This window comes from Microbacterium sp. VKM Ac-2923 (assembly GCF_022815605.1).
Lineage (GTDB): Bacteria > Actinomycetota > Actinomycetes > Actinomycetales > Microbacteriaceae > Microbacterium.
Genome location: NZ_JALGRP010000003.1, coordinates 87,936 through 109,933, shown reverse-complemented (window position 1 = coordinate 109,933; position 21,998 = coordinate 87,936). Strand labels below are relative to the sequence as shown.

General features: G+C 70.7%; 18 protein-coding genes and 1 tRNA gene. 5 read left to right on the top strand and 14 right to left on the bottom strand.

Features of this window, described 5'->3' with window-relative positions:
• Positions 1–7: 7 nt before the first annotated feature.
• The 9 genes from lnt to MT347_RS06345 form a co-directional block, all read right to left on the bottom strand.
• Complete coding sequence (gene lnt, locus MT347_RS06385; protein ID WP_243499261.1) at positions 8–1,597, bottom strand: apolipoprotein N-acyltransferase; 1,590 nt, start codon at positions 1,595–1,597, stop codon at positions 8–10.
• Positions 1,594–4,077, bottom strand: coding sequence for an RNA helicase (locus tag MT347_RS06380; RefSeq protein ID WP_243499259.1), 2,484 nt, complete (start codon positions 4,075–4,077; stop codon positions 1,594–1,596). Before MT347_RS06380 ends, lnt begins: the two co-directional genes overlap by 4 nt.
• Complete coding sequence (tatC, locus tag MT347_RS06375) at positions 4,074–4,835, bottom strand: twin-arginine translocase subunit TatC (protein ID WP_243499257.1); 762 nt, start codon at positions 4,833–4,835, stop codon at positions 4,074–4,076. The genes MT347_RS06380 and tatC overlap by 4 nt, the downstream gene beginning before the upstream one ends.
• A 63-nt stretch (positions 4,836–4,898) precedes the next feature.
• Positions 4,899–5,153: a Sec-independent protein translocase subunit TatA gene (gene tatA / locus MT347_RS06370; protein ID WP_243499255.1), complete on the bottom strand. Its 255-nt coding sequence runs from the start codon at positions 5,151–5,153 to the stop codon at positions 4,899–4,901.
• Positions 5,154–5,307: 154 nt separating this feature from the next.
• Positions 5,308–6,285, bottom strand: coding sequence for a YafY family protein (locus tag MT347_RS06365; RefSeq protein WP_243499253.1), 978 nt, complete (start codon positions 6,283–6,285; stop codon positions 5,308–5,310).
• Positions 6,282–7,274 carry a YafY family protein gene (locus MT347_RS06360; protein WP_243499251.1) on the bottom strand — a complete coding sequence of 331 codons (993 nt, stop codon included), beginning with the start codon at positions 7,272–7,274 and terminating at the stop codon, positions 6,282–6,284. Before MT347_RS06360 ends, MT347_RS06365 begins: the two co-directional genes overlap by 4 nt.
• A gap of 66 nt (positions 7,275–7,340) precedes the next feature.
• Positions 7,341–8,288 carry an FKBP-type peptidyl-prolyl cis-trans isomerase gene (locus MT347_RS06355; RefSeq protein WP_243499249.1) on the bottom strand — a complete coding sequence of 316 codons (948 nt, stop codon included), beginning with the start codon at positions 8,286–8,288 and terminating at the stop codon, positions 7,341–7,343.
• Positions 8,289–8,297: 9 nt separating this feature from the next.
• Complete coding sequence (locus MT347_RS06350) at positions 8,298–9,317, bottom strand: tRNA (adenine-N1)-methyltransferase (protein ID WP_243499247.1); 1,020 nt, start codon at positions 9,315–9,317, stop codon at positions 8,298–8,300.
• The gene (locus tag MT347_RS06345; RefSeq protein ID WP_243499245.1) at positions 9,314–10,015 is read right to left on the bottom strand and encodes an HAD family phosphatase; all 702 of its coding nucleotides are present in this window, start codon (positions 10,013–10,015) and stop codon (positions 9,314–9,316) included. The genes MT347_RS06350 and MT347_RS06345 overlap by 4 nt, the downstream gene beginning before the upstream one ends.
• Positions 10,016–10,114: 99 nt before the next feature.
• Between MT347_RS06345 and MT347_RS06340 the strand changes: the two genes are divergently transcribed.
• Positions 10,115–10,987 (top strand): PAC2 family protein, encoded by an 873-nt coding sequence (locus MT347_RS06340; RefSeq protein ID WP_243499243.1) that lies wholly within the window; start codon positions 10,115–10,117, stop codon positions 10,985–10,987.
• Positions 10,988–11,398: 411 nt separating this feature from the next.
• On the opposite strand, the gene MT347_RS06335 is transcribed toward MT347_RS06340, so the two are convergent.
• Positions 11,399–12,247 carry an undecaprenyl-diphosphate phosphatase gene (locus MT347_RS06335; protein WP_243499241.1) on the bottom strand — a complete coding sequence of 283 codons (849 nt, stop codon included), beginning with the start codon at positions 12,245–12,247 and terminating at the stop codon, positions 11,399–11,401.
• Positions 12,248–12,255: 8 nt separating this feature from the next.
• The gene (locus MT347_RS06330) at positions 12,256–13,557 is read right to left on the bottom strand and encodes a M20/M25/M40 family metallo-hydrolase (protein WP_243499239.1); all 1,302 of its coding nucleotides are present in this window, start codon (positions 13,555–13,557) and stop codon (positions 12,256–12,258) included.
• A 203-nt stretch (positions 13,558–13,760) separates the two neighbouring features.
• On the opposite strand from MT347_RS06330, the gene MT347_RS06325 reads away from it, so the two are divergent.
• Together MT347_RS06325 and MT347_RS06320 are read left to right on the top strand one after the other, a co-directional pair.
• A tRNA-Leu gene (locus tag MT347_RS06325) sits at positions 13,761–13,846 on the top strand.
• Positions 13,847–14,123: 277 nt separating this feature from the next.
• On the top strand, positions 14,124–15,167 hold the full coding sequence (locus tag MT347_RS06320) for an isopenicillin N synthase family oxygenase (RefSeq protein ID WP_243499237.1): 1,044 nt from the start codon (positions 14,124–14,126) through the stop codon (positions 15,165–15,167).
• Positions 15,168–15,268: 101 nt separating this feature from the next.
• On the opposite strand, the gene MT347_RS06315 is transcribed toward MT347_RS06320, so the two are convergent.
• Together MT347_RS06315 and MT347_RS06310 are read right to left on the bottom strand one after the other, a co-directional pair.
• Entirely contained in the window at positions 15,269–16,348 is a 1,080-nt protein-coding gene (locus MT347_RS06315) for a VIT1/CCC1 family protein (RefSeq protein ID WP_243499235.1), read from the bottom strand.
• A 338-nt stretch (positions 16,349–16,686) separates the two neighbouring features.
• The gene (locus MT347_RS06310; RefSeq protein ID WP_243499769.1) at positions 16,687–18,429 is read right to left on the bottom strand and encodes a DEAD/DEAH box helicase; all 1,743 of its coding nucleotides are present in this window, start codon (positions 18,427–18,429) and stop codon (positions 16,687–16,689) included.
• Positions 18,430–19,177: 748 nt separating this feature from the next.
• Between MT347_RS06310 and MT347_RS06305 the strand changes: the two genes are divergently transcribed.
• Positions 19,178–20,038 carry an SGNH/GDSL hydrolase family protein gene (locus MT347_RS06305; RefSeq protein WP_243499232.1) on the top strand — a complete coding sequence of 287 codons (861 nt, stop codon included), beginning with the start codon at positions 19,178–19,180 and terminating at the stop codon, positions 20,036–20,038.
• A gap of 88 nt (positions 20,039–20,126) precedes the next feature.
• Here MT347_RS06305 and MT347_RS06300 read toward each other — a convergent pair whose 3' ends face one another.
• On the bottom strand, positions 20,127–20,933 hold the full coding sequence (locus MT347_RS06300; protein ID WP_243499230.1) for an RNA methyltransferase: 807 nt from the start codon (positions 20,931–20,933) through the stop codon (positions 20,127–20,129).
• A gap of 110 nt (positions 20,934–21,043) precedes the next feature.
• Between MT347_RS06300 and MT347_RS06295 the strand changes: the two genes are divergently transcribed.
• Positions 21,044–21,892, top strand: a complete 849-nt coding sequence (locus MT347_RS06295) for a Sir2 family NAD-dependent protein deacetylase (RefSeq protein WP_243499228.1) — start codon at positions 21,044–21,046, stop codon at positions 21,890–21,892.
• The last annotated feature ends 106 nt before the right edge of the window (positions 21,893–21,998 follow it).

The window sequence follows — 21,998 nt, the reverse complement described above, 5'->3', positions numbered from 1 at the left end:
GGAAGATTCAGACGCCGGTCCCCTCGGGGGCCGGCGTCTTCTTCTGTGCGCGCGCCCGGATGAGCACGGCCACGCCGACAGCGACGAGTCCCGCGATGCTCCCCCAGCCGAGCACGATCTTCACCGCAGGGCCGATGATGACCGCGGGGGTCAGTCCCGTGCGCAGCGGCACATCGGCGAGCATGTGCCCGGCGGTGTCGATGGGCAGCTCGTCGACCGTCGAGCCGTCGGGCGCGATCACCTGACTCGTCCCCACGGTCGACAAGTTCACCACCGCTCGGCCCGTCTCGATCGCGCGCATACGCGCAAAGGCGAGCTGCTGCAGGTTCTCGTCCGTCCCTCGGAAGTCGGCGTTGTTCGTCTGGAACATGTAGATCTGGGCCCCCGCATCGGCGCCGTCCCAGACGACGTCGTCGTAGATGACGTCGAAGCAGATCGCCAGGCCCACACTGATCCCGTCGACGTCGATCACGGGCGACGCGGTGCCGGGGGTGTACTCCCGGCCGATCAGTCCGATGAGGTCGGGGGCGAACGGTTCCCAGAACGCGCGGTCGGGCACGTACTCGCCGAAGGGGACCGGGTTGCGCTTGTCGTATGTCGACCCGGTCTGCCCGTCGGGCGTCCACAGCAGCGAGGAATTGAACAGCTCCGAGCCCCGTTCCGTCACTGCCGAGATCAGCAGCGGTGCGTCGACCCGTCGTGAGAGGTCTCGCAGCACCGCGGCGGTCGCAGAGTTCGAGGTGGGGTCGGAATCGACCCCGCCCTCCGGCCACAGCAGAACGTCCATGTCCTCCCCGAGCAGGGGCGCGGATGCCGCGAGCTGCGAATCCAGCACGGCGCCGCGCGCCCGCTGGTCGAAATAGCCCGCGGGCCCGTTTCCCTGCACCGCGCCCACGCGCATCGACCCCGCCGCCGTCGTCGGGAATGCGGGGAGCGCCACCAGGACCACGAGGACGACGGTCACGGGCACCGCGCGGACGAGTCGACGCAGCCCCCCGACACGGACGAGCTCGACGCCCATCGCGCACATCAGCACGACGAGGAACGACAGCCCCGACATGCCGACCCACGAGGCGACCTCGGCGAACGGACCGTTCACCTGCGAGACCCCGATGCGGCCCCACGGGAACCCGCCGTACGGCCAGGAACCGACGATCTGCTCCCGCAGCGTCCACAGCCCCGCCACGAGCGCTGGAAGGAGCACGAGACGCCCGACCGTGCCCGGGGCGATCTTCGGCATCCATCGATAGGCGAGCGCGATCGGCACGGCGAATACCGCCGTCAACAGCGACTCGAGCGCCGACAGGGCGATCCACGGCACAGGGCCGAGGTAGCGGGCCGTGAAGAGCAGGTTGACCGAGAAGAACGCGGCGCCGAAGAGCAACCCGACCAGCACAGCGGACCAGAATCGACGGCCGATGAGCGTGATGAGCGTCAGGACCACCGCGGGCACCGCCATCGGCCACCACGCCAGCGCGGGATAGGCCGTCACCAGCAGCAGCCCTGCCACCACCGACAGCGGAGCGGCGTACGCCAGCCGCAGCAGGGGCGCGGCGCGGTCGGCCCGGTCCGTGGGCGTCAGGGGGACGGCGCTCATGCCGACGTGTAGGCCACGATGCCGCGGCGCACGGCGTCCAGCGACGAGCGCGCAGTCTTCGCGAGCGGCGGGTCGGCGACGAGCGAGATCTGATCCAACAGGTCGATCGTCTGCTTCGCCCACCGCACGAAGTCGCCCGCCGCCATGTCGGCGACAGTCAGCACGCTGTCCAGCGGGAGGCCCTTCGCCCACGCGTGCATGGCCGGGGCCAGTCCGGACGCCGGCGACTCCGACCCGGGCAGACGGTGGTCGCGTTCGAGGTCGTCGAGCTCTTGCCACAGCGTCTGCGTGGCATCCAGAGCTCCGCGGAACGCGCCACGCGGCAGGCCTCGCTCCCCCGGACCGGCCTCGTCGCGTCGCGGTTCGTACACGAGGCAACAGGCGAGAGCGGCGAGAGAAGGAGCGTCCAGCCCGTCCCACAGACCCTGGCGCAGCGACTCGGCGACCAGCAGGTCGCGCTCGCCGTAGATGCGGCGCATCGTGCGCCCGGCGGGGGTCAGGGCGGTGCCGCCATCGTCCTCGACGCGCACGTACTCGAGCGCCGCGAGCACCTCGACGACACGATCGAACACGCGCGCGACCGTGCCGGTGCGCTGGTCGATCTGCTGCCGGGTCTTGTCGGTGGAGCGCTTGAGCTTCCAGTACCGCTCCGCCCAACGCGCGTGCGCCTCGCGGTCGGGACACGACTGACAGGGATGGCGCTGCATCCGACGCCGCAGCGACTGGATCTGGTTCTGACGCTCGTCGCGGAGCCGGCGGGGCGCCGTCGCGTCACGGCGATTGATCTTCTCTAGATCGCTCAGCTCACGACGGATGGTGGAGTACTCGCGGAAGTCTCCGCGGTCGCAGGTCATCGCCTGCTCGTAGCCGCCGAGCGATTCCTCCGCCTCCTTCACCTGGCGGGCGAGGCCCACGACCGAGCGATCCGCCTGGAACTGCGCGAACGAGGACTCGAGGATCTCCCTCGCGCGGGCGCGACCGAACTGGTCGATCAGGTTCACGGCCATGTTGTAGGTGGGCCGGAAGCTCGAGTTGAGCGGATAGGTGCGGCGGGAAGCGAGGGCTGCGACCGACTGGGGATCGAGTCCCTCGGTGAACTGCACGACGGCATGACCCTCGACGTCGATTCCGCGGCGACCGGCGCGGCCGGTGAGCTGGGTGTATTCCCCGGACGTGATCGCGACCCGCGCCTCGCCGTTGAACTTCTCGAGCTTCTCGAGCACGACCGTCCGCGCGGGCATGTTGATGCCGAGGGCGAGCGTCTCCGTGGCGAAGACGACCTTGACGAGCTTGCGGCGGAACAGCTCCTCCACGACCTCTTTGAAGGCGGGGAGCAGACCGGCGTGGTGAGACGCCATCCCCCGCTCGAGGTTGTCGCGCCACTCCCAGAAGTGCAGCACCGCGAGGTCTTCGTCCTTCAGGGTGAAGGTCAGCTCGTCGACGATCTGACGGATCTCGACCCGCTCCTCGGCGGAGGTGAGCCGCACGTTGGCGCGACGCAACTGCTGCACGGCGGCATCGCACCCGGCGCGGCTGAAGATGAAGAAGATGGCCGGCAGCAGGTGATTTCGCTGCAGCAGCTCGACCACCTCGGGGCGGTCGAGGCGCTCGATGCGCGGGCCCTGCGAGGCCCGCACCGGCTTGTGTCCCGCTCGCCGCTGCTGCGCGTGGCGCGGGCCGCCCGCGTGGCGCTGGGAGCGGTACTCCTGCGCCCGACGGTTGTTCTCGTATCCCCCGGCGTTGCCGCCGCGGATACGCAGGAGCTCCTGGTTCACCTGGGCGGTCGCCACCCCCGCCCTGTCGTCGAACAGCGGCAGAAGGTCACCGCGCACGAGCACGTGCTGCTCGAGGGGCACCGGCCGCGTCTCCGACACGATGACCTCGGAGTCGCCGCGGACGGTGTCGAGCCAGTCTCCGAACTCCTCGGCGTTGGACACGGTCGCCGACAGCGACACGAGCTTCACCGACGGCGGGAGGTGGATGATCACTTCCTCCCACACCGCGCCACGGAAGCGGTCGGCGAGGTAGTGCACCTCGTCCATCACGACGAAACGCAGACCCCGCAGCGCCGGCGAGTCGGCGTAGAGCATGTTGCGCAGGACCTCGGTGGTCATCACGACGATGCGCGCCGAGGCGTTGATGTTGGTGTCGCCGGTGAGCAGACCGACCTCGTCGTCGCCGTACACCTCTTGCAGCTCGTGGAACTTCTGGTTCGACAGCGCCTTGATGGGCGTCGTGTAGAACGCCTTGTCACCGGGCTCGAGCATGGCGAGGTGGATCGCGAACTCGCCGACGATGGTCTTGCCCGCGCCTGTGGGGGCGGCCACCAGCACGCTCCGCCCGTCTTCGAGGGCGTGGCATCCGGCGATCTGAAAGTCGTCGAGCTCGAATCGCTGCATCTCGGCGAAGTCCGCCGTGTGCGGGTGCGTCGAGCGGGCGCTGGCTCGAGCGAAACGCTCGGCCGGGCTGGGCGTACTCACGCGATGGGCCCCGACGCCATCTCCGATGCGGCGACTCGACGCGCCTTGCGCCGGTCGAACAGCATCGACAGTCCCGCGGCGGCGAAGAACAGCACGATCAGGATGCCGGCGAGCATCAGCATGCTCACCACGTCGGCCGCGGGCGTGGCCAGGGCCGAGAACACCGTGGCGATGATGATGGCGACGCGCCACCCCTTGAGGATGGCCTTGCCGCTCATGACTCCGGCGACGTTGAGCGCGACGAGGAACACCGGAAGCACGAACGAGACGCCCACCACGATCAGCAGCTTGAAGACGAAGTCGTAGTAGTCGACGGCGTTGTAGAAGTTGACGCCTCCGTCGGGTGTGAAGCCCCACATCAGCTCGATCACGTGCGGCACGATCAGCAGACCGACCCAGCACCCCACGAAGAACAGCGGGACAGCGGATGCCACAAACCCGACCGTGTAGCGGATCTCTTTGCGCGTGAGACCGGGCATGATGAACGCCCAGATCTGCCACAGCCACACCGGCGCCGACAGAAAGATGCCGATCGAGAAGGCGATGCGCATGCGCAGGTCGAACGCCGAGGTGACCGAGGTGAAGTTCAGCGCCGAGAAATCGTCACCACGCCGCTCCGCGATGACGCGGATGGGCTCAGTGATGAGGTGGATGATCGGGTCGGTGATGATGAACGCCACGACCATGCCCACGATGAGTGCCGCGGCAGCCCACATCAGGCGCTTGCGCAGTTCGACGAGGTGCGCGCCGATCGACATGCGCTTATCTCGCCGCGGCCCCTCGGGCACGTCGATCCGCGGCGGTCCTGCCGTCGCCACCGGTTAGACGGTGGGGTCGTTCGACCTGCGCGACTCCGGGGCGACGGTCGGCGCGGTGCCGGCGTCGGTCGGACGCGGGGCCTCGGAGGGCTGCGCGGAGACCTCGTCGTCGCGCTTCATCTCCTTCATCTCGCTCTTGAAGACACGAGCGGACTGACCCATGCTCTTCGCGAGAGCCGGGAGCTTGGCCGCACCGAAGAGAAGAAGAATGACCGCGAGGACGACCAGAAGGTGCCATCCGGTGAGATTGCCGAGCATGGTGACTCCTCGTCGTTGTCGGGCGTGGGCTCCAGTCTAACCCGCGCACCTCTCCGCGGGCCGAGAGGCGGAACGGCCCGCCGGAACGCGCGCGAAACGGATGTGCGCTGCGTGCGGGGGCTGACGGGATGCGTCACGCCGCGGAAGAACCGCCTCAGGACGGCGGTGATTCGTACTGCGCGAGTCCGGCCGCGGCCCATTCCGCGGCGGCTCGGCGAGCCCCCGCAGGCTCGAGCAGTTCGACCTCGCCGCCGCGCCGGGCAGCGAGACGCTTGAGACTCTGCTCGTCGGCGAGGCGCAGGGATGCCACGGAGAGGTCGTCGTCGGCATCCTCGATCTCGGCGCGCTCGAGGTAATCGGCGAGGAGAGGCGCGACAGCGCGCGGGAAGCGCAATCGCGCCACCACCTCGTCGTCCGACGGCGCGAACAGCTCGGGCACCTCGTCACGGCCGTGTGCGGCAGGGATGTCGGTGACGGCGGCATCGCCGACCCGGTCGAGATGGAAGGTGCGCACGGCCCGGCGCAGGTGATCCCAGCCCTGGAGATACCACTGGCCGTTCGCGATGTGCACCTTGATCGGGTCGACCGTCCGGCTGATGGGTTCGGCGCCCGGGGCGCGATAGGTGAAGGTGACCGCGACGCGTTGGCGGAGCGCGCGATCGACGACGTCGCGCACCCCGTCGACGGGGCCGGGGGCGACGATGACGGCCGGTGGCGCGGCAGCGGCACCGCGGGCGAGCTTCGACAGCAGACCGGCGACGAGCTCGCTGTCGCCGAATCCGGGCAGGCTCCGCGCCAGCTGCAGACCGGCCAGCAGCGCGGCGGCCTCACGAGCGGTGAATCGCGGGGAGCGCTCGAGACCCACCGTGTTCGTGATGACGATGACGTCGTCGCGGTCGAGCAGATCCCAGTCGATGTCGAACAGGTCGTGCGGCAACTGCCAGTACCCGCTTTCGCCGGGCAAACCGATGACCGTGAGGCGCTGCACCATCGCGCGCATCTCGTCGGGAGTCACGTCGAAGTCCGCCGCCGCCTCGGCGACCGGCACCTCTCCTTTACCCAGCAGGTACGGCACGAGCTGCAGCAGGAGCGCTGCCCGGTCGAGGGCGGCGACGGGGCGCTCCGGGTTCACCCGGCACCCCCGTGCAGGCGCATCGTCGCTTCGAGACGGCGGACGACCTCGGCGCGCAGATCGTCCGGGGCGACCACGCGCACCTCCGGGCCGTAGGACGCGAGCTCGTCGGCGAAGACGTGCAGGTCGACGAAGGGGACCACGATGCCCTGCGGCGCGGTATCGGCCCGCCGCGCGAGCCGCAGGGCGGCTTCGGTGCCGGGATGCACCTCGAGCAGGGCCCGCTGACCGTCGGCGACGGCCCGGAGCCCGGCCAGAGCCCGGTCCCCCGCTCCCTCGCGCAGCCCGGACGGGAAGGTGGCACGGGTGACGGTGACATCGCCGATGATCCGCGAAAGGAGGAACGTGCGGTCGGCATCCATGTTCAGATCGAACCCGAACACGTGCCAGCGCGCCTCGTACTCGAGCAGGGCCAGGGGACGGATGCGACGTTCACGCGGACGCTCGTCGCCGGGACGCAGGTAGGTGAAGGTGACGACGCGGCACTGCTCGATCGCTCGCTGCAGCGCGGGGAACGACGCGTCGCGCACCCGGATCCGCGGGGCGTAGCCGATGATGGGTTCGTCCACCGCGATGCCCAGTGCCCGGATCTTGCGCAGCCCACTGCGGGCGTCGGCGGAGAGCGATTCGCTCCCCCAGACGCTGCCGGCGATGTTGAGCAGAGCCACCTCCGCCGGGCTGAACGAGATGTCCTCGGGCAGGGAGTACTCCGCGGTCGGGACGCGATAGCGCGCCTCGCGGAGGTCGTCGGGGTCGGTGCGGTTGCCGATCGTCTCGATGGGGATGCCGAGACCGCGGAGACTTTCTTTGTCGCGCTCGAACATCTTCTCGAGCGCGTCCTTCGAGGCCCCCGCGTCGAGTTGCTCGCGGTAGCCCGCCACGGAAGAAAGGATCGTGTCCTTCGTGAGCCCCTGCTCGGTCGCCATCAAGGCGACGACGAGGTTCACCAAGCGCTCCTCGGGAGCACTGCGGGAGACGGTGGCGGACACCCGCCCATCCTAGGCGCCGGGCGGAACGTCAGCCGGTCGGGCGTCCGCCCCGCGGACCCTCGGAGATCAGCCGGCGACGCCGAGGATGTCGACGACGTAGACCAGGGCGGTGCCCTCGGGCGCCTGCAGGATCTGCGTGTCCTGCGCGGTCTGGTCGGCGGGGACGACGATCAATACCTGTGATCCCACCGTCTGCCCCTCGAGGGCGCCGGCCATCGCCGGCGGCAGCACCGACACCGTCGCCTGACCGGGCGCACCGTTCTTCCACGTCGAGGCGAAGGTCATGTCGGCGCCCCACGCGACGCCCTGCACGTGGATGACCACGGACGAGTCGGCGGTCAGCGTCTCGCCGTCGCCCTTCTTGATGGTCTGTGACCGCGCCTCGGTCGGGGCGTCGCCCGCCGGGATGACGATGCCCGGCTGACCGTCGGGGGCGCGCACGACGGACGGCATGCCCGAGTCGGCGTTGTACTGGTCGGCGCCGTCGGCCGCGGAGAGGAAGACCTTGCGCACGTCGAAGACGAACACCGCGCCGTCGCCCTCGGCCACGCCGAGCGCCTGCGCACCCTGGGCGCCGAGATCGGAGCCGGGGATGGCCACGGCGACACGCGACCCCTCGGCGACGCAGCGCAGCAGCGGCGCGAGCGAGGGCACCGCCTGCGTGAGCCGCGGGAGTGGCGTCGCCGTGGCGACGTCGTCGTTATAGGGCGTCGCGACCAGCTGCTCACCGGATGCGGCGTCGAGCACGGTGACGTCCACCAGGGCGAGCTGGGAGTCGGTGGTGATGCGCGGCCCGTCCCCCTCGATGAGGGTGGCGGTGCCCGCCTCGGTCGGCAGGAAGGGCGACCGCACCGAGACGGTGGGCACCGAGCCGACCTCTCCCGGGGCATCGACCACTGACGCGATCGCGCTGTCGGTGGGCGTCGGGCACGACGAAGCGGCGGATGCCGAACAGCCGACGAGGCCGAATCCGGCCAGGGCGGTCACGGCCACGAGAGCGGGGAGTCTGCGCACCGGAACAGTTTAGGCGGTCGGGCCGGACTCCTCCGACGCGGCACCCGCGACGGACTGCCGCACGCCCTCGGCGGACTTCTGCGCCTCCCGCACGCGCTTGCGCAGGTTCTTGTCGGTGATCTCGCGATCGCCCACGGCACCCGGCGTCCACAGCTCCACGTCTTCGTCGCCGTAGCTCGACTTCGACGCGCGACGCTTGACCTCGGGCGGGATCGCCCCCGGGGCGAGACGGCGCGCGGTGATGAGGAAGCCCGTATGCGCGACCATGCGGTGGTCGGGCCGCACAGCGAGTCCCTCGACGTGCCAGCCGCGCACCATGGTCTCGCTGGCATCCGGGTCGGTGAAGAGCCCCGTGGCGCGGATGTACTCGGCCACGCGGCTGAGCTGCGTGGCGGTGGCGATGTAGCAGAGCACGACGCCGCCCGGGGTGAGGGCGTCGGCGGCGGCGTCGATGCACTCCCAGGGCGCGAGCATGTCGAGCACGATGCGGTCGACGGATGCCGGAGCCACGGCATCCGGAAGGCTCTCGACGAGGTCGCCCACGATGACCTCCCAGGTCGCGGGGTGCTCGCCGTGGAAGGTCTCCACGTTGGCGCGGGCGACCTCGGCGAACTCTTCACGGCGCTCGAACGACAGCAGCCGGCCGGCGGGGCCGATCGCCCGCAGCAGCCACAGCGAGAGAGCGCCGGAGCCGACACCGGCCTCCACGACCGTGGCGCCGGGGAAGATATCGGCCTGCGCGAGGATCTGCGCAGCGTCCTTCGGGTAGACGATGGCGGCGCCGCGGGGCATCGACATGACGAAATCGCGCAACAGGGGGCGGACGGCCAAGTAGTCGTGACCGGAGCTGTTGGTGACGACGCTGCCGTCGGGCTGGTCGACGAGCAGCTCGTGCTTGAGCACGCCGTTGTGGGTGTGCAGCTCGCCCTGCTCGCGCAGGGTGATCGTGTGCATGCGGGCCTTGGGGCCGGTCAGCTGCACTCGGTCGCCGATACGGAAGGGGCCGCTCAGGTGGGGGGTCTCGCTCATCGGATCGCTCGCGTCTCGTCGGGTCGGGAAGAAGAGGCGTGCGCGGCATGCAGCGCACGGAGGTCGGAGGTGGTCCGCCCCTCGAGACTCGGCCACAGAGCGTGTGCACCGACCCCGTCGAGCGGCACCATCAGAGGAACGCCCAGAGAGACCGCCCCGCTCGCGATGGCGGAGCGCAGGCCGTTGGGGCTGTCCTCGATGGCGACGGTGTCGCGGATGTCGACGCCGAGCAGCGTCGACGCCTGCAGGTAAGGATCGGGGTACGGCTTCGGACGCTCCACGTCGTCTCCGGCGACCACGACGTCGAAGGCCGGGAAATCGATGAGGTCGACGACCGAGAGCGCCATGCGGCGCATCGACATCGTCACGAGCGCCGTCTTGACACCGGCGGCTTTCAGGTCGGCGAGCAACTCACGCGCCCCCGGGCGGAAGGGCACACCGGTGGTGGAGAGCTGGCGGAGCACCTCGTCGGTGAGGTACGCGATGATCTCGTCCGTGCTCCAGGGGACGCCGGCGTTCTGCAGCAGCCGGGCGGAGTCCTCGAGCGCGAGACCCACCATTCCCAGCGCCTGCTCGTGCGTCCAGGTGCCCCCGAAGCGCTCGACGAGGGGGATCTCGGCGGCCATCCAGTACGGCTCGGTGTCGACGAGCGTGCCGTCCATGTCCCAGAGGACCGCGGTGGGAGCCGGAGAAGTCATCGTTCCATCGTATCGACGGCGGACCCCGTCACCGTCCGGCCGCCCGTGCGTGCGTGCGCCTATCCTGGAATCCAGCCCCGACGGGGCAGAGGAGGTTGCGTGGACGCACTGGGTCGCCGGATCATCGTCGCCGCTTTCGACGGCTGGAACGATGCCGGAGAAGCCGCGTCGGCGGCAGCGTCGATGCTGCGAGCCGATGTGGAGTTCGAAGTCGTGCACTCCGTCGACCCCGAGCTCTACTTCGACTACCAGTACACCCGCCCGCAGATCGGCCTGGATGCCGAGGGGCGCCGCACCCTCACCTGGCCCGAGGCGACACTGCTCCGCCCGGTCGAACGCACCGACGGTGCCGAGATCTGGCTCCTCGTGGGCGTCGAACCTGCCCGCGCGTGGCAGGCGTTCGCCGCCGAGTTCATCGACGTCGCGCTGCGCGAGGACGTCACGGGTTTCGTCGCGCTCGGATCGATGATGTCGGACGTCCCGCACACGCGTCCGATCTCCGTCTTCGCCGGCAGCGACAACGAGGCTGTGCGGCAGTCGCTCGGCCTGGAGCGGAGCCTGTACGAGGGGCCCGTCGGCATCCTGAGCGCCATCGGCCACGCGTCGGAGCAGGTCGGCATCCCGACCGCGAGCCTGTGGGCGAGCGTGCCGCACTACGTCGCGGGCCACACGCCCTCGCCGAAGGCGACGCTCGCGCTGCTCGAGCGGCTCGAGGCCATCACGGGCATCACGGTGCCCCGCGGCCAGCTCGAAGCCGAGTCGCGTCAGTGGGAGGCCTCGATCGACGCGGCGGCCGCCGACGACGACGAGATGAGCGACTACATCCGTCAGCTCGAGCAGACCCGCGACACGTGGGACTCCCCCGAGGCGTCGGGCGACGCCATCGCACAGGAGTTCGAGCGGTACCTGCGCCGTGGTGGCGGAAGCGACGGCCCGGCCAAGCCCGGTCGCGACGACCCGCCGCGGCGCTGACGACCGACTCCGGACGCGCGGTCGAGCCCCATCGCGACGCGGGCGCGCACCGCGACACGAACGGAGGTGCCGGTGACCCGCCGCCACTGACATCGCGAGCGCGCCGGGACGCGGCGGGCCCTCGTGTGAGGCGTTCTTCGCGTGCGCAGCATGCTCAGGGGCGCGCGACGCTGGCACAAACGCACGAAACTCGCGCGTTTCTGGGGAGAATCTGCGAGCTTCGTACTTCTGCAAGCGCGCAACGGCACCCGCGGACGGGCATCGGGCGTCCAGCGTCCGTCGCTTCTTCCCCGCGCGGCAGAGCGCCCACGTGCTCGGCGGACGCATCGCCGAGGTGCTCGGATGCACGGCGACGCCGCGCACCACGGAGGCGCCGCCCCGGATGGGACGGCGCCTCCGTGGCATCCGGGACTAGCCGGCCATGATGGCGGACTCGGCCGGAACGACCCCGAGCACGAGCAGCACGATGATCAGAATGCCGAGGGCGACGCGGTAGATCACGAACGGCAGGAAGCTGCCGCGCTTGAGGTACTGCATGAGGAACGCGATCACCACGTAGCCGACGACGAACGCGATAACCGTGGCGATGGCCGTTTCACCGAGGTTGTAGGGCCCGGTGCCCTCGTCGAAGCTCTTGTAGAGCTCGTACAGACCACTGGCGAAGACAGCCGGGACCGCGAGCAGGAAGGAGTACTCGGCGGCGGCGGTGCGCTTGTAGCCGAGCGCGCGTCCGAGCGTGGTGGTCGCACCGGAGCGGGACACGCCGGGTACGAGCGCGAGCGCCTGCGCGAAGCCGTAGGCGACGCCGTGCGGGTACGTCAGGTCGTCGAGCTCGCGACGCCGCTTGCCGTAGTGGTCGGCGAGACCGAGCAGGATGCCGAAGACGATGAGCACGACCGCGGTGATCCAGAGGCTGCGGAAGTTGTCGCGGATCAGGCTCTGCAGCAGCACGCCGAGGAGGGCGATCGGGATGGTGCCGATGATGACGAGCCACCCCATGCGCGCGTCGGGGTCGTTGCGCGGCACCTTCCCCCGCAGCGACAGGAACCACCGCGAGATGACGCGGCCGATCTTGTGGCGGAAGTAGATCAGCACGGCGAGCTCGGTGCCGATCTGCGTGATCGCGGTGAAGGTGGCACCGGGGTCGGTCTGCGACGGGAGGAACTCCCCCACGATGCGCAGGTGCGCGCTGGAGGAGATGGGGAGGAACTCGGTGAGGCCCTGAACGAGCCCGAGGATGATGACCTCGAAGATATGCATGCGGTCCTTCAGTACGTCCGGAGGAGGTCGGCGAGAACACGTCGACCGAACTCGAGCGCGTCGACGGGGACGCGCTCATCGACACCGTGGAACATTCCGGTGAAGTCGAGATCGGCGGGAAGTCGCAACGGCGCGAATCCGTAACCGGAGATTCCGAGGGTGGAGAGGGCCTTGTTGTCGGTGCCGCCTCCCATGAGATACGGCACGACGGGGACACCCGGGTCGTGGCGATCCAGCTGGGCGATCATCGCGTCGACCAGATCACCGGAGAACGGCACCTCGAGACCGATGTCCTGGTGGACGATCTCGATCTCGATCCCGTCGCCGACGATGGCGCGGATGTCGGCGAGGGCCGCGGCCTCGGTGCCGGGCAGCACCCGCACGTCGATCAGCGCCTCAGCACGGTCGGGGATGACGTTGTGCTTGTACCCCGCGGCGAGCCCCGTCGGATTCGTCGTCGTGCGCAGAGTCGAGCGGATGAAGCTGGATGCCGCTCCGGTGCGCAGCGCGAGTGCGTCGGGATCGCCCGCGTCGTCACCCGTGATCCGGGCCAGCCCCGCCAGCAGCTCGGAGGTGGTGTCGGTCAGTCGGATCGGCCACTCGGTGCGCCCGAGGGCGGCCACGGCCTCGGCGAGACGGGTCACGGCGTTGTCGGGATGCAGTCCGCTCCCGTGACCGGCGCGACCACGGGCGACGAGCTTGATCCAGATCAGGGCCTTCTCGCCCACCTGCAGCAGATAGGCGCGTCGGTCCCCGACGGCGATGGAGTAGCCGCCGACCTCGCTGATCGCCTCGGTCGCGCCGGCGAACCACTCCGGTCGGTCCTGCACCACGCGGGCGGATCCCTCGACGCCACCGTTCTCCTCGTCGGCGAAGAAAGCGACGATCACGTCGCGTTCCGGCTGCTCCCCCGCTCGCAGCAGGTCGGCGACGGAGGTGAGGATCATGGCATCCATGTCCTTCATGTCGACCGCGCCGCGTCCCCACAGGATGCCGTCGCGGATCTCGCCCGCGAACGGGTCGACGCTCCAGTCGTCGGCGACGGCGGGCACGACGTCGAGGTGACCGTGCAGGATCAGCGCGGGCTTGTCGGGATTGCGGCCGGGAACGCGGGCGCGGACGTTGGTGCGGCGCGCGACGGGCTCGTAGTAGTCGGTGTCGAGGCCGAGTCCTTCGAGGTAAGCGCCGACGTAATCGGCGGCCTCGCGCTCGCCGTTGGAGCGGCCGCCGCCGTAGTTCGAGGTGTCGAACCGGATGAGGTCGGACGCGATGCGGGCGACCTCGGGGATCACGGTTTCGGGCGCGGACATGCGCACTACCGTACCGGGGTGCAGCGACCTCTCCCGTCGCACTCCCCCTGGGGAGGACGGGTGGCGGCGGATGACACCGCTGCGCACGCGGTCGATGGTCTCGACGGGCGGTCTCGGACGCGCCCGGGGCGCTGCACTGGTTCGAGTCGGGTGCCGCGACATGGTAATGTCGTTCCTCGTTGCGCAAGCGACAAACACCCAATGCGCGGGTGGCGGAATAGGTAGACGCGCTAGCTTGAGGTGCTAGTGCCCTTTAACGGGCGTGGGGGTTCAAGTCCCCCCTCGCGCACAGAATGACGAAGGCCCCCGGGTTCATCCCGGGGGCCTTCGTCATTGTCTGCGGGAGTGGGAGGATTTCGAACCCCTGCGGGGTTGGACCCACGCCGCCGGAGGCTCCGCGTGCCGCGCAGCGGCGCGTGAAGGGGCGGTGGGGAAAGTCCCCCTCGCGCATAGAACGCGGGAGCGAGAGCAGTGCGGACCTGTTCCGGGTTGAGCGCCCGCCACCGCCCCGCCTTCCGTGACCCCCAGGAAACATCGACGTGACACGCCGCGCTTAGCGTCGAGGCATGCCTGACTTCCGCGTGCCCACGATCGACATCTCCGCGTGGGTCGGCCCCGGCTCTCCCGATGCGCGTGCCGCGGTGGTCGCCGCCGTCGATCACGCGTGTCGCACCGTCGGCTTCATGCAGATCGTGGGGCACGGCATCCCGAACGTCGTCATCGACGACCTCACCGGCGCTCTCGACGGATTCTTCTCGCTGCCGCTCGAGACCAAGAAGAAATACGTGCGGCCGGCCTCGGAGAACCGCGGCTACAGCCCGCCGAAAAGCGAGTCGCTGAGCTACAGCCTCGGCGTCGATCCGGTCACGCGCATGAACGACTTCTTCGAGGCGTTCAACGTGGGGACGTCCTGGCGGGAGTACCCGGGCACCACGGCCTCGGCCACCGACTACGCCGAGAACACCTGGCCCGATGCGACGACCGGATTCGAGCGGGCGGTGAGCGAGTACTACGACGAGGCGCGGCGCGTGGCACAGACGCTGACGCGGGTCTTCGCTGCGGCCCTGCGCGTGCCCGATGACTTCTTCGACGACATCACGGGGCATTCGATCGACGTGCTGCGCATGAACAACTACGCGCTCCCCCCGGGATTCATCGAGCTGGGCGCCGAGCTGACCGGGATGGGCGAGCACACCGACTTCGGCCTGGTGACCGTGCTGTGGGGAGACCGTGTCGCGGGCCTGCAGGTGCTCGGGCAGGACGGCTCATGGAACGACGTGTCTCCGGCGGAAGGAGCCCTGCTCGTCAACCTTGGCGACGTCGCGGCCCGACTGACGAACGACAAGTGGCTGTCGACACTTCACCGCGTGAAGCCCCCGGTGATCGATGGGACGATCGAACGGCGACGCTCGGCCGCGTTCTTCCACGACGGCGACGCCGACGCGGTGATCGCGCCGCTGCCGCACTTCGTTTCGGACCACGCGCCGGCACTGTACGACCCGGTGACGGTGCGCGAGCACATCACCGCCAAGCTCGCCGGTTCCCGCGCGGGCCGCAAGAACGTGGGGGCGACGCGCGAGGCGGCGCGGGTGGCGGCGGGCCGCGGCTGATGGTGCGAGGGCGGGGGCTCAGGCCGCGCCGAACCGCACGAGGTCGGCCCGCGCGTGGGCCGCGACGCCGACACCCCGCACAAGATCGGCCCACGCGCGGGTCACGCCGCCGACACCCCGAACAGCAGGCCGAGGACGTAGGTGATCGCGGCGGCGCCGAAGCCGATCGCGAGCTGGCGCAGGCCGCGCTTGAGGGGTGAGGCGCCCGAGAGCAGGCCCACCATCGCGCCGGTGGCCATCAGGGCGATGCCCACCAGGACCAGCGCGAGCACGACCGCGCCGATGCCGGTCATCCCGAAGATCCACGGCAGCACCGGGATGACCGCGCCCGACGCGAAGAACAGGAAGCTCGAGAGGGACGCGCCCCACGCGCTGCCGACGACGTCGTGCGAGGACTCCCCCGGGGCTGCCGCAACAGGGGCCACTCCCGCCTGTGCGGCAGTGACGACCTCGCGCGCCTTGGCGAGCGCGGCATCCTGGTCCATCCCGCGCGTGCGGTAGACGAGGGCGAGCTCGTTGGCATCCAGGTCCAGGTGCGGGAGCGCGGAGTCGGCGAACGAGCTCTCCTCGGTGGCCTCGAGGAGTTCGCGCTGCGATCGCACCGAGACGAACTCGCCGGCTCCCATCGACAGGGCCCCGGCGAGGAGACCCGCGACGCCGCTGAAGAGCACGAAGCTCGGGGCGACGCCGGTGGCGCCCACCCCCATGACGAGGGCGAGGTTGGACACGAGGCCGTCGTTCGCCCCGAACACGGCGGCGCGGAAGGTGCCCGACAGCCGGCGGCGTCCGCGAGCGGCGAGACCGCGGACGACCTCGTGGTGCACGCGCTCGTCGGCGGCCATCGCGGGGGTGGCGTACGGCTCGTCGGCGTACGGCGAACGGGCCTCGGCGTTCTGCGCCAGCGCGAGCACGAAGATCGATCCGAAGCGACGGGCCATCCAGGCGAGCATCCGCGTGCGCAGGCCGGGGTGGGGCAGGCGCGGCGGCTGCTCACCCAGCAGGTCGATCCAGTGCTGCTCGTGGCGGCCCTCGGCCTCGGCGAGTTCGAGCAGGATGTCGCGCTCCTCGCCGGAGCGGCGGGACGCGAGCTCGCGGTACACGCGGGCTTCGGCGCGCTCGTCGACGAGGTATCGCGCCCAGCGGCGACGGTCACGGGCGTTGGGGGTGGCGAGGGTCGTCACTCGGGCTCCTTGGGGTCGTCCCCCACCGTAATGAGGCGGTTCCACGCCCCCGGGCGCGTCGGTCGATACTGACAGCATTTCGGGCTTCCGAAGCCCGGGAAGACGCGGATGCCGCGGGGTGGATGCCAGCATTTCGGGATCGCGAGACGACGGCGGCGCGTGGGTGCGAGGGGGTGGATGCGAGGGGATGCCGCACCTGCGCGGCGCGGCACCGCGGCGCGGCGCGGCACCCGCGTGCGAGGGGGTGGATGCGAGGGGATGCCGCACCTGCGCGGCGTGGCATCTCGGCGCGGTGCGACGCCTGCGCTCGGGGCGGCGCCACGGACTGGCGCGGCGCCTCAGGAGTGCACGCGGCGGCGCAGCACGTCGATGCGCGCTTGCAGCTGCGCGACCGTGGCGTGCGAGACGGCGGGACCGCCGCAGATGCGCCGCAGCTCGGCGTGCACGAGACCGTGCGCCTCGCCGCTCTGGCGTGCGTAGAGGCCGACCATGGTGTTGAGGAGCTGCCGCTGCTCCTTGAGGGTGCGGTGCAGCGGGGCGGGGAGGCCGCCTTCGTCGACCCGGGCCGGCTCGACGCCGCTCTCCTTCTCGGTCGCTTCGCGTGTGGAGCGATGACGCGATTGCCGGGTCGCACGCGACATGAGCACCTCGTGCACCTGATCGGGTTCGAGGAGGCCCGGGATGCCGAGGAACTCCTCCTCCTCGATGGTTCCGGGTACCGCGAGCTGCCCGAATTCCTGCCCGTCGAACAGCACCCGGTCGAAGTGGGCGAGGGAGCCGAGCGCCTGGTACTCGAACTCCTGCTCGAGCGCGTCGGATGCCTTGTCCTCGCGCTCGGCGGCATCCATCATGTCTTCTTCGGCGTTCCACTGGTCTTCCGCGTCGCTGTCGCGGTCGAGGGCGTGGTCGCGCTGCGCCTCCATCTCACCGGCCAGGGCGAGTAACTGCGGAACGTTCGGCAGGAACACGCTCGCCGTCTCTCCACGGCGGCGGGCGCGCACGAAACGTCCGATGGCCTGCGCGAAGAAGAGGGGCGTCGAGGCACTGGTCGCATACACGCCGACGGCGAGGCGCGGCACGTCGACGCCCTCCGACACCATGCGGACGGCCACCATCCACCGGGTGGTGGACTTTGCGAACGTCTCGATGCGCCCCGAGGCCTCGGCCTCGTCGGAGAGGACGATCGTCACCTCCTCGCCGCTGATGTCCTCGAGGATGGCGGCGTAGGCGCGCGCGGCGGTCTGATCGGTCGCGATGACGAGCCCGCCGGCATCCGGGACCGTCTCGCGCACCTCGGTGAGGCGTCGATCGGCGGAGCGAAGGACGGCGGGGATCCAGTCGCCGTTCGGGTCGAGCGCGGTGCGCCACGCCTGGGACGTGATGTCTTTCGTGTTGTCCTGGCCGAGCTGGGCCTCCATCTCTTCGCCGGCCTTGGTGCGCCAGCGCATCTGCCCGGCGTAGACGAGGAAGAACACCGGGCGCACCACGCCGTCGTCGAGGGCCCGGCGGTAGCCGTAGGCGTAGTCGGTGCGCGAGAGGCGGATGCCCTTGGCGTTCGGGTGGTACTCCACGAACGGGATGGGCGCGGTGTCGCTGCGGAACGGCGTCCCCGACAGCAGAAGGCGGCGGGCGGCGCGGTTGTAGGCCTCGCGCAGGGCGTCGCCCCAGCTGAGGGCGTCGCCGCCGTGGTGCACCTCGTCGAGGATGACCAGGGTTCTGGCATCCATCGTCAGGCGTTGGTGCACCTCGGCCTTGACCGCGACCTGGGCGTAGGTGACGACCACGCCGCGGTAATGCCGCGCCGGGGCGTAGTGGCGGTTGGAGAAAGCCGGGTCCAGGCGGATGCCGACGCGCGCGGCCGCCTCGGCCCACTGGGTCTTGAGGTGCTCGGTGGGGGCGACGACGACGATGCGGTCGACGACGTTCCGGCGCACGAGTTCGGATGCCAGGCGGAGGGCGAACGTGGTCTTTCCGGCCCCGGGGGTGGCGGCGGCGAGGAAGTCACGGGGGCCCTTGCCCTCGCCATCGGGACCGTCGAGACCGAAGTAGAGATCGAGGGCCTCGGCCTGCCAGGCGCGCAGGCGTTGCGCGGTTCCCCACGGTGCGCGCTGCGGGAAGGACGGGGAGAGGTGCTCGGCGGCGAACGAACCGAAGTGGGGCTCGACGGCGTCGGCGGGAACGGGGTCCTCCCCCGGGACGCGGTGGTCGGCGACGGGGGCGGCGGCGTGGGACGGGTCGAGGGGGGCGGATGCCGCGGGGGCGGAGGGTGCATCGGCCGGCTCGGAGCCGCCGGGGGTGGAGGCCGGAGCGATCGGGGCGGAGGGTGCGTCGCCGCGGCGGGGGTCGGCGGGGGTGGGGCCGGGTTGTACGACCGGGCCGGGGCTCGCGACCGGGCCGGCGGTGGGGTCGGGGCTCGCGACCGGGCCGGGGCTCGCGACGGGGCCAGGACTGGCGATGCGGGCGGGACTCGCGACCGGGCCGGCGGTGGGGTCGGGGCTCGCGACCGGGCCGGGGCTTGCGATGCGCGGCCTCTCCGCGGGGGCGGAGCTCTCGGTGTTCGGGAGATTCGGGGTGCGGGCTTCTGCTTCCAGCATCGAACCTCCTTCCCACGCGAGCGCGAACATCCACGATAGGCGGTTCTCACACCGCGCGGCGTCGCCCTGTGGAGGTTCCCCGCTCCCATCGGCGATAAACGCGGTTCGTGCGCAGAAACACGGCGAGGGAGTGTTTATGCGGATGGATCGTGTTTATCGCCGGTGGGCGTTGGCCCGGGAACGGGTCGCTCGGGCGTTGTCCGAGGCCGGGGTTAGCCTGGAGGCGGAGGTTTCGATGACACTCGATCCGCACTCGTCCCGCACCTCGTCCTCGCCCGACAATCCCGGCCCGCACCCCTGGCGCCGCTGGGTCGCCCTGGGCGACTCGTTCACCGAGGGGATTGGCGACCCCCTGCCGGACGACGGGCATCGCGGGTGGGCCGATCGAGTGGCCGAAGTGCTCGCGGCGCAAGTCGACGATTTCGCCTACGCCAATCTCGCCGTGCGCGGCAAACTCATCGCGCAGATCGTGGCCGATCAGATCGAGCCCGCGCTCGCGCTCAAGCCCGACCTCATCACGTTCTCGGCCGGGGGCAACGACGTCATCCGACCGGGGAGCGACCCCGACGCCGTCGCGCGGCAGTTCGAGGACGCCGTCGTGAGACTCCGACGCGACGACGCCACCGTCGTCGTGTTCACGGCCATCGACACCGAGTTCACGCCCGTGTTCCGTGGCATCCGGGGCAAGGTGGCGATCTACAACGAGAACGTCCGCGCGATCGCCGATGCCCGTGACTGCATCGTCGCCGACCAGTGGGGCCTGAAGGAGGTGCAGGACATGCGCTTCTTCGACGATGACCGCCTCCACTACAACGCCCTCGGGCACCACGAGGTGGCGCGCATGGTCCTTCGCGCCCTGAACGTCCCGAACGACCTGCAACCGCGGCAGCCCGAAGCGCTCACGGCGACCACCTGGCGAGCCGCGCGCGAGAAGGACCTGGTGTGGGCGCGGTCGTACCTCGTGCCCTGGGTGCTGCGTCGCCTGCGTCACCAGTCGTCGGGCGACCACGTGCGGGCGAAACGCCCCGAGCCGTTGCCCGTGACGAACCTGGCCCCGGGTCCGGATGCCGCAGGCTCACGCGAGACGCAGGTGTAGCCGCAGAACTCCCCTCCCCCGTCGTCGCCCCGCTCGATGGGGCGAGCGTCCGGTCGCCGCGCGACGGATGGTCAGCGCCGTCCGAGGGTCAGCGTCGCCCGCGCCTCAGCTCCCACAGCGCGACGGCGCTCGCCGCGGCGACGTTGAGCGAGTCCACGTCCCCGGCCATCGGGATCGTCACGACCGTGTCGGCCGCGGCGAGCGCACCGCGGCTGAGGCCGTCGCCCTCCGCTCCGAGCAGCAGCGCCACGCGCTCGTGCCCGGCGGCCGAGAAGGCATCGAGGCTGACCGCGTCGTCGGAGAGGGCGAGAGCGGCGAGGTGGAGGCCCGCGTCGACCAGTTGGGGCTTCGCGTCCGACCATTCGGGGAGTCGCGTCCACGGCACCTGGAACACCGTGCCCATGCTCACTCGGACGCTGCGTCGGTACAGCGGGTCGGCGCAGCGGGGCGTGACGAGCACGGCATCCGCTCCGAGGGCGGCCGCCGACCGGAACGCGGCACCGATGTTGGTGTGGTCGACGATGTCTTCGAGCACCACGACCAGTCGCGCTCCGGCGACGACCTCGGCGACCGATGCCAGGGCGGGGCGATGCATGGATGCCAACAGCCCCCGGTGCACGGTGTACCCCGTGACCTGCTCGGCAATCTCGGCGGGGACGACGTAGACCTCGGCATCCTCGCCCACCAGGGACAGCGCGTCGGCGAGGAACTTCTCCTGCACGAGCACCGATCGCGGGCGGTGGCCCGCGCGCAGCGCCCGGTCGAGCACCTTCGAGGACTCCGCGATGTAGAGGCCGCCCGCGGGCTCCGACACCCGGCGCAGCGACACGTCGGTCAGGTCGCGGTAATCGGAGAGGCGCGGGTCGTCGGCGGAGTCGAGCGGGATGACGGGCATCGTCCCATGGTGCCAGCCGGGCGAGCGCCGCCGGGTACGAGGCCCTGCGGGGACTGCCGCGCGAGCCGGCGTCGGCGGCCCGCCGTAGACTCGTCGAGACGGAGGTGTGCATGACCGACACGACGAAGGATGCCGGGTTCTCGGCATCCATCGATCGGGCTGTCGAGGTGCTCTCCGGCCGCCGGATCGCGGTGCTGACCGGTGCGGGCGTGTCGACCGACTCGGGGATCCCCGACTATCGCGGCAAGGGCGCGCCGACGCGGACGCCCATGACGGCGCAGCAGTTCCTCGCCAGCGCCGATGCGCGGCGCAGATACTGGGTGGGCAGCCACCTGGGCTGGAAGGTGTTCGCCGCCGCCGAGCCGAACGGCGGGCATCGGGCCCTGGCCGATCTCGAGGCCGCGGGTGTCGCGAACGGCGTCGTCACGCAGAACGTCGACGGTCTGCACGTGCGCGCCGGCAGCGGACGCGTCGTCGAGCTGCACGGCACGATGCGCCGCGTCGGCTGCCTGCACTGCGGCCAGGTGTTCGACCGCCGTGACCTGGCCGAGCGCGTCGAGGCCGACAACCCGTGGATCTCGCTCCCCGAGAGCGTCGAGCTCGGTCCCGACGGAGACGTCACCCCCGCCTCGGCCGACGGTTTCGTCGTGCCCGTGTGCTCCGTGTGCGGCGGCACGCTCAAACCCGACGTGGTGTTCTTCGGCGAGTACATCCCGGTCGAGAAATTCCGCGAGGCCGAGCAGCTCGTCCATACGAGTGAGGCGCTCGTGATCGCCGGCTCGTCGCTGGTGGTCAACTCCGGCATTCGGCTCGTCGAGCGGGCGCGGCGCAAGCGCCTGCCCGTCGTCATCATCAACCGCGGCGAAACCCGCGCCGACCAGCGTGCGGCCGTCAAGATCGATGGCGGGACGACCGATGCGCTGCGGGCCCTCGCGGACCGGCTGCCCGGGCTTCTCTGAGAGTTCTCGACGGACGACCGAGCGTGCCGTACGCGGGGACGCGCGGCGCGAGGCGCGGAGAGCGCGGCGCGCAGCGCGCAGCGCCGTGGAGCGTGACGAGCGGAGG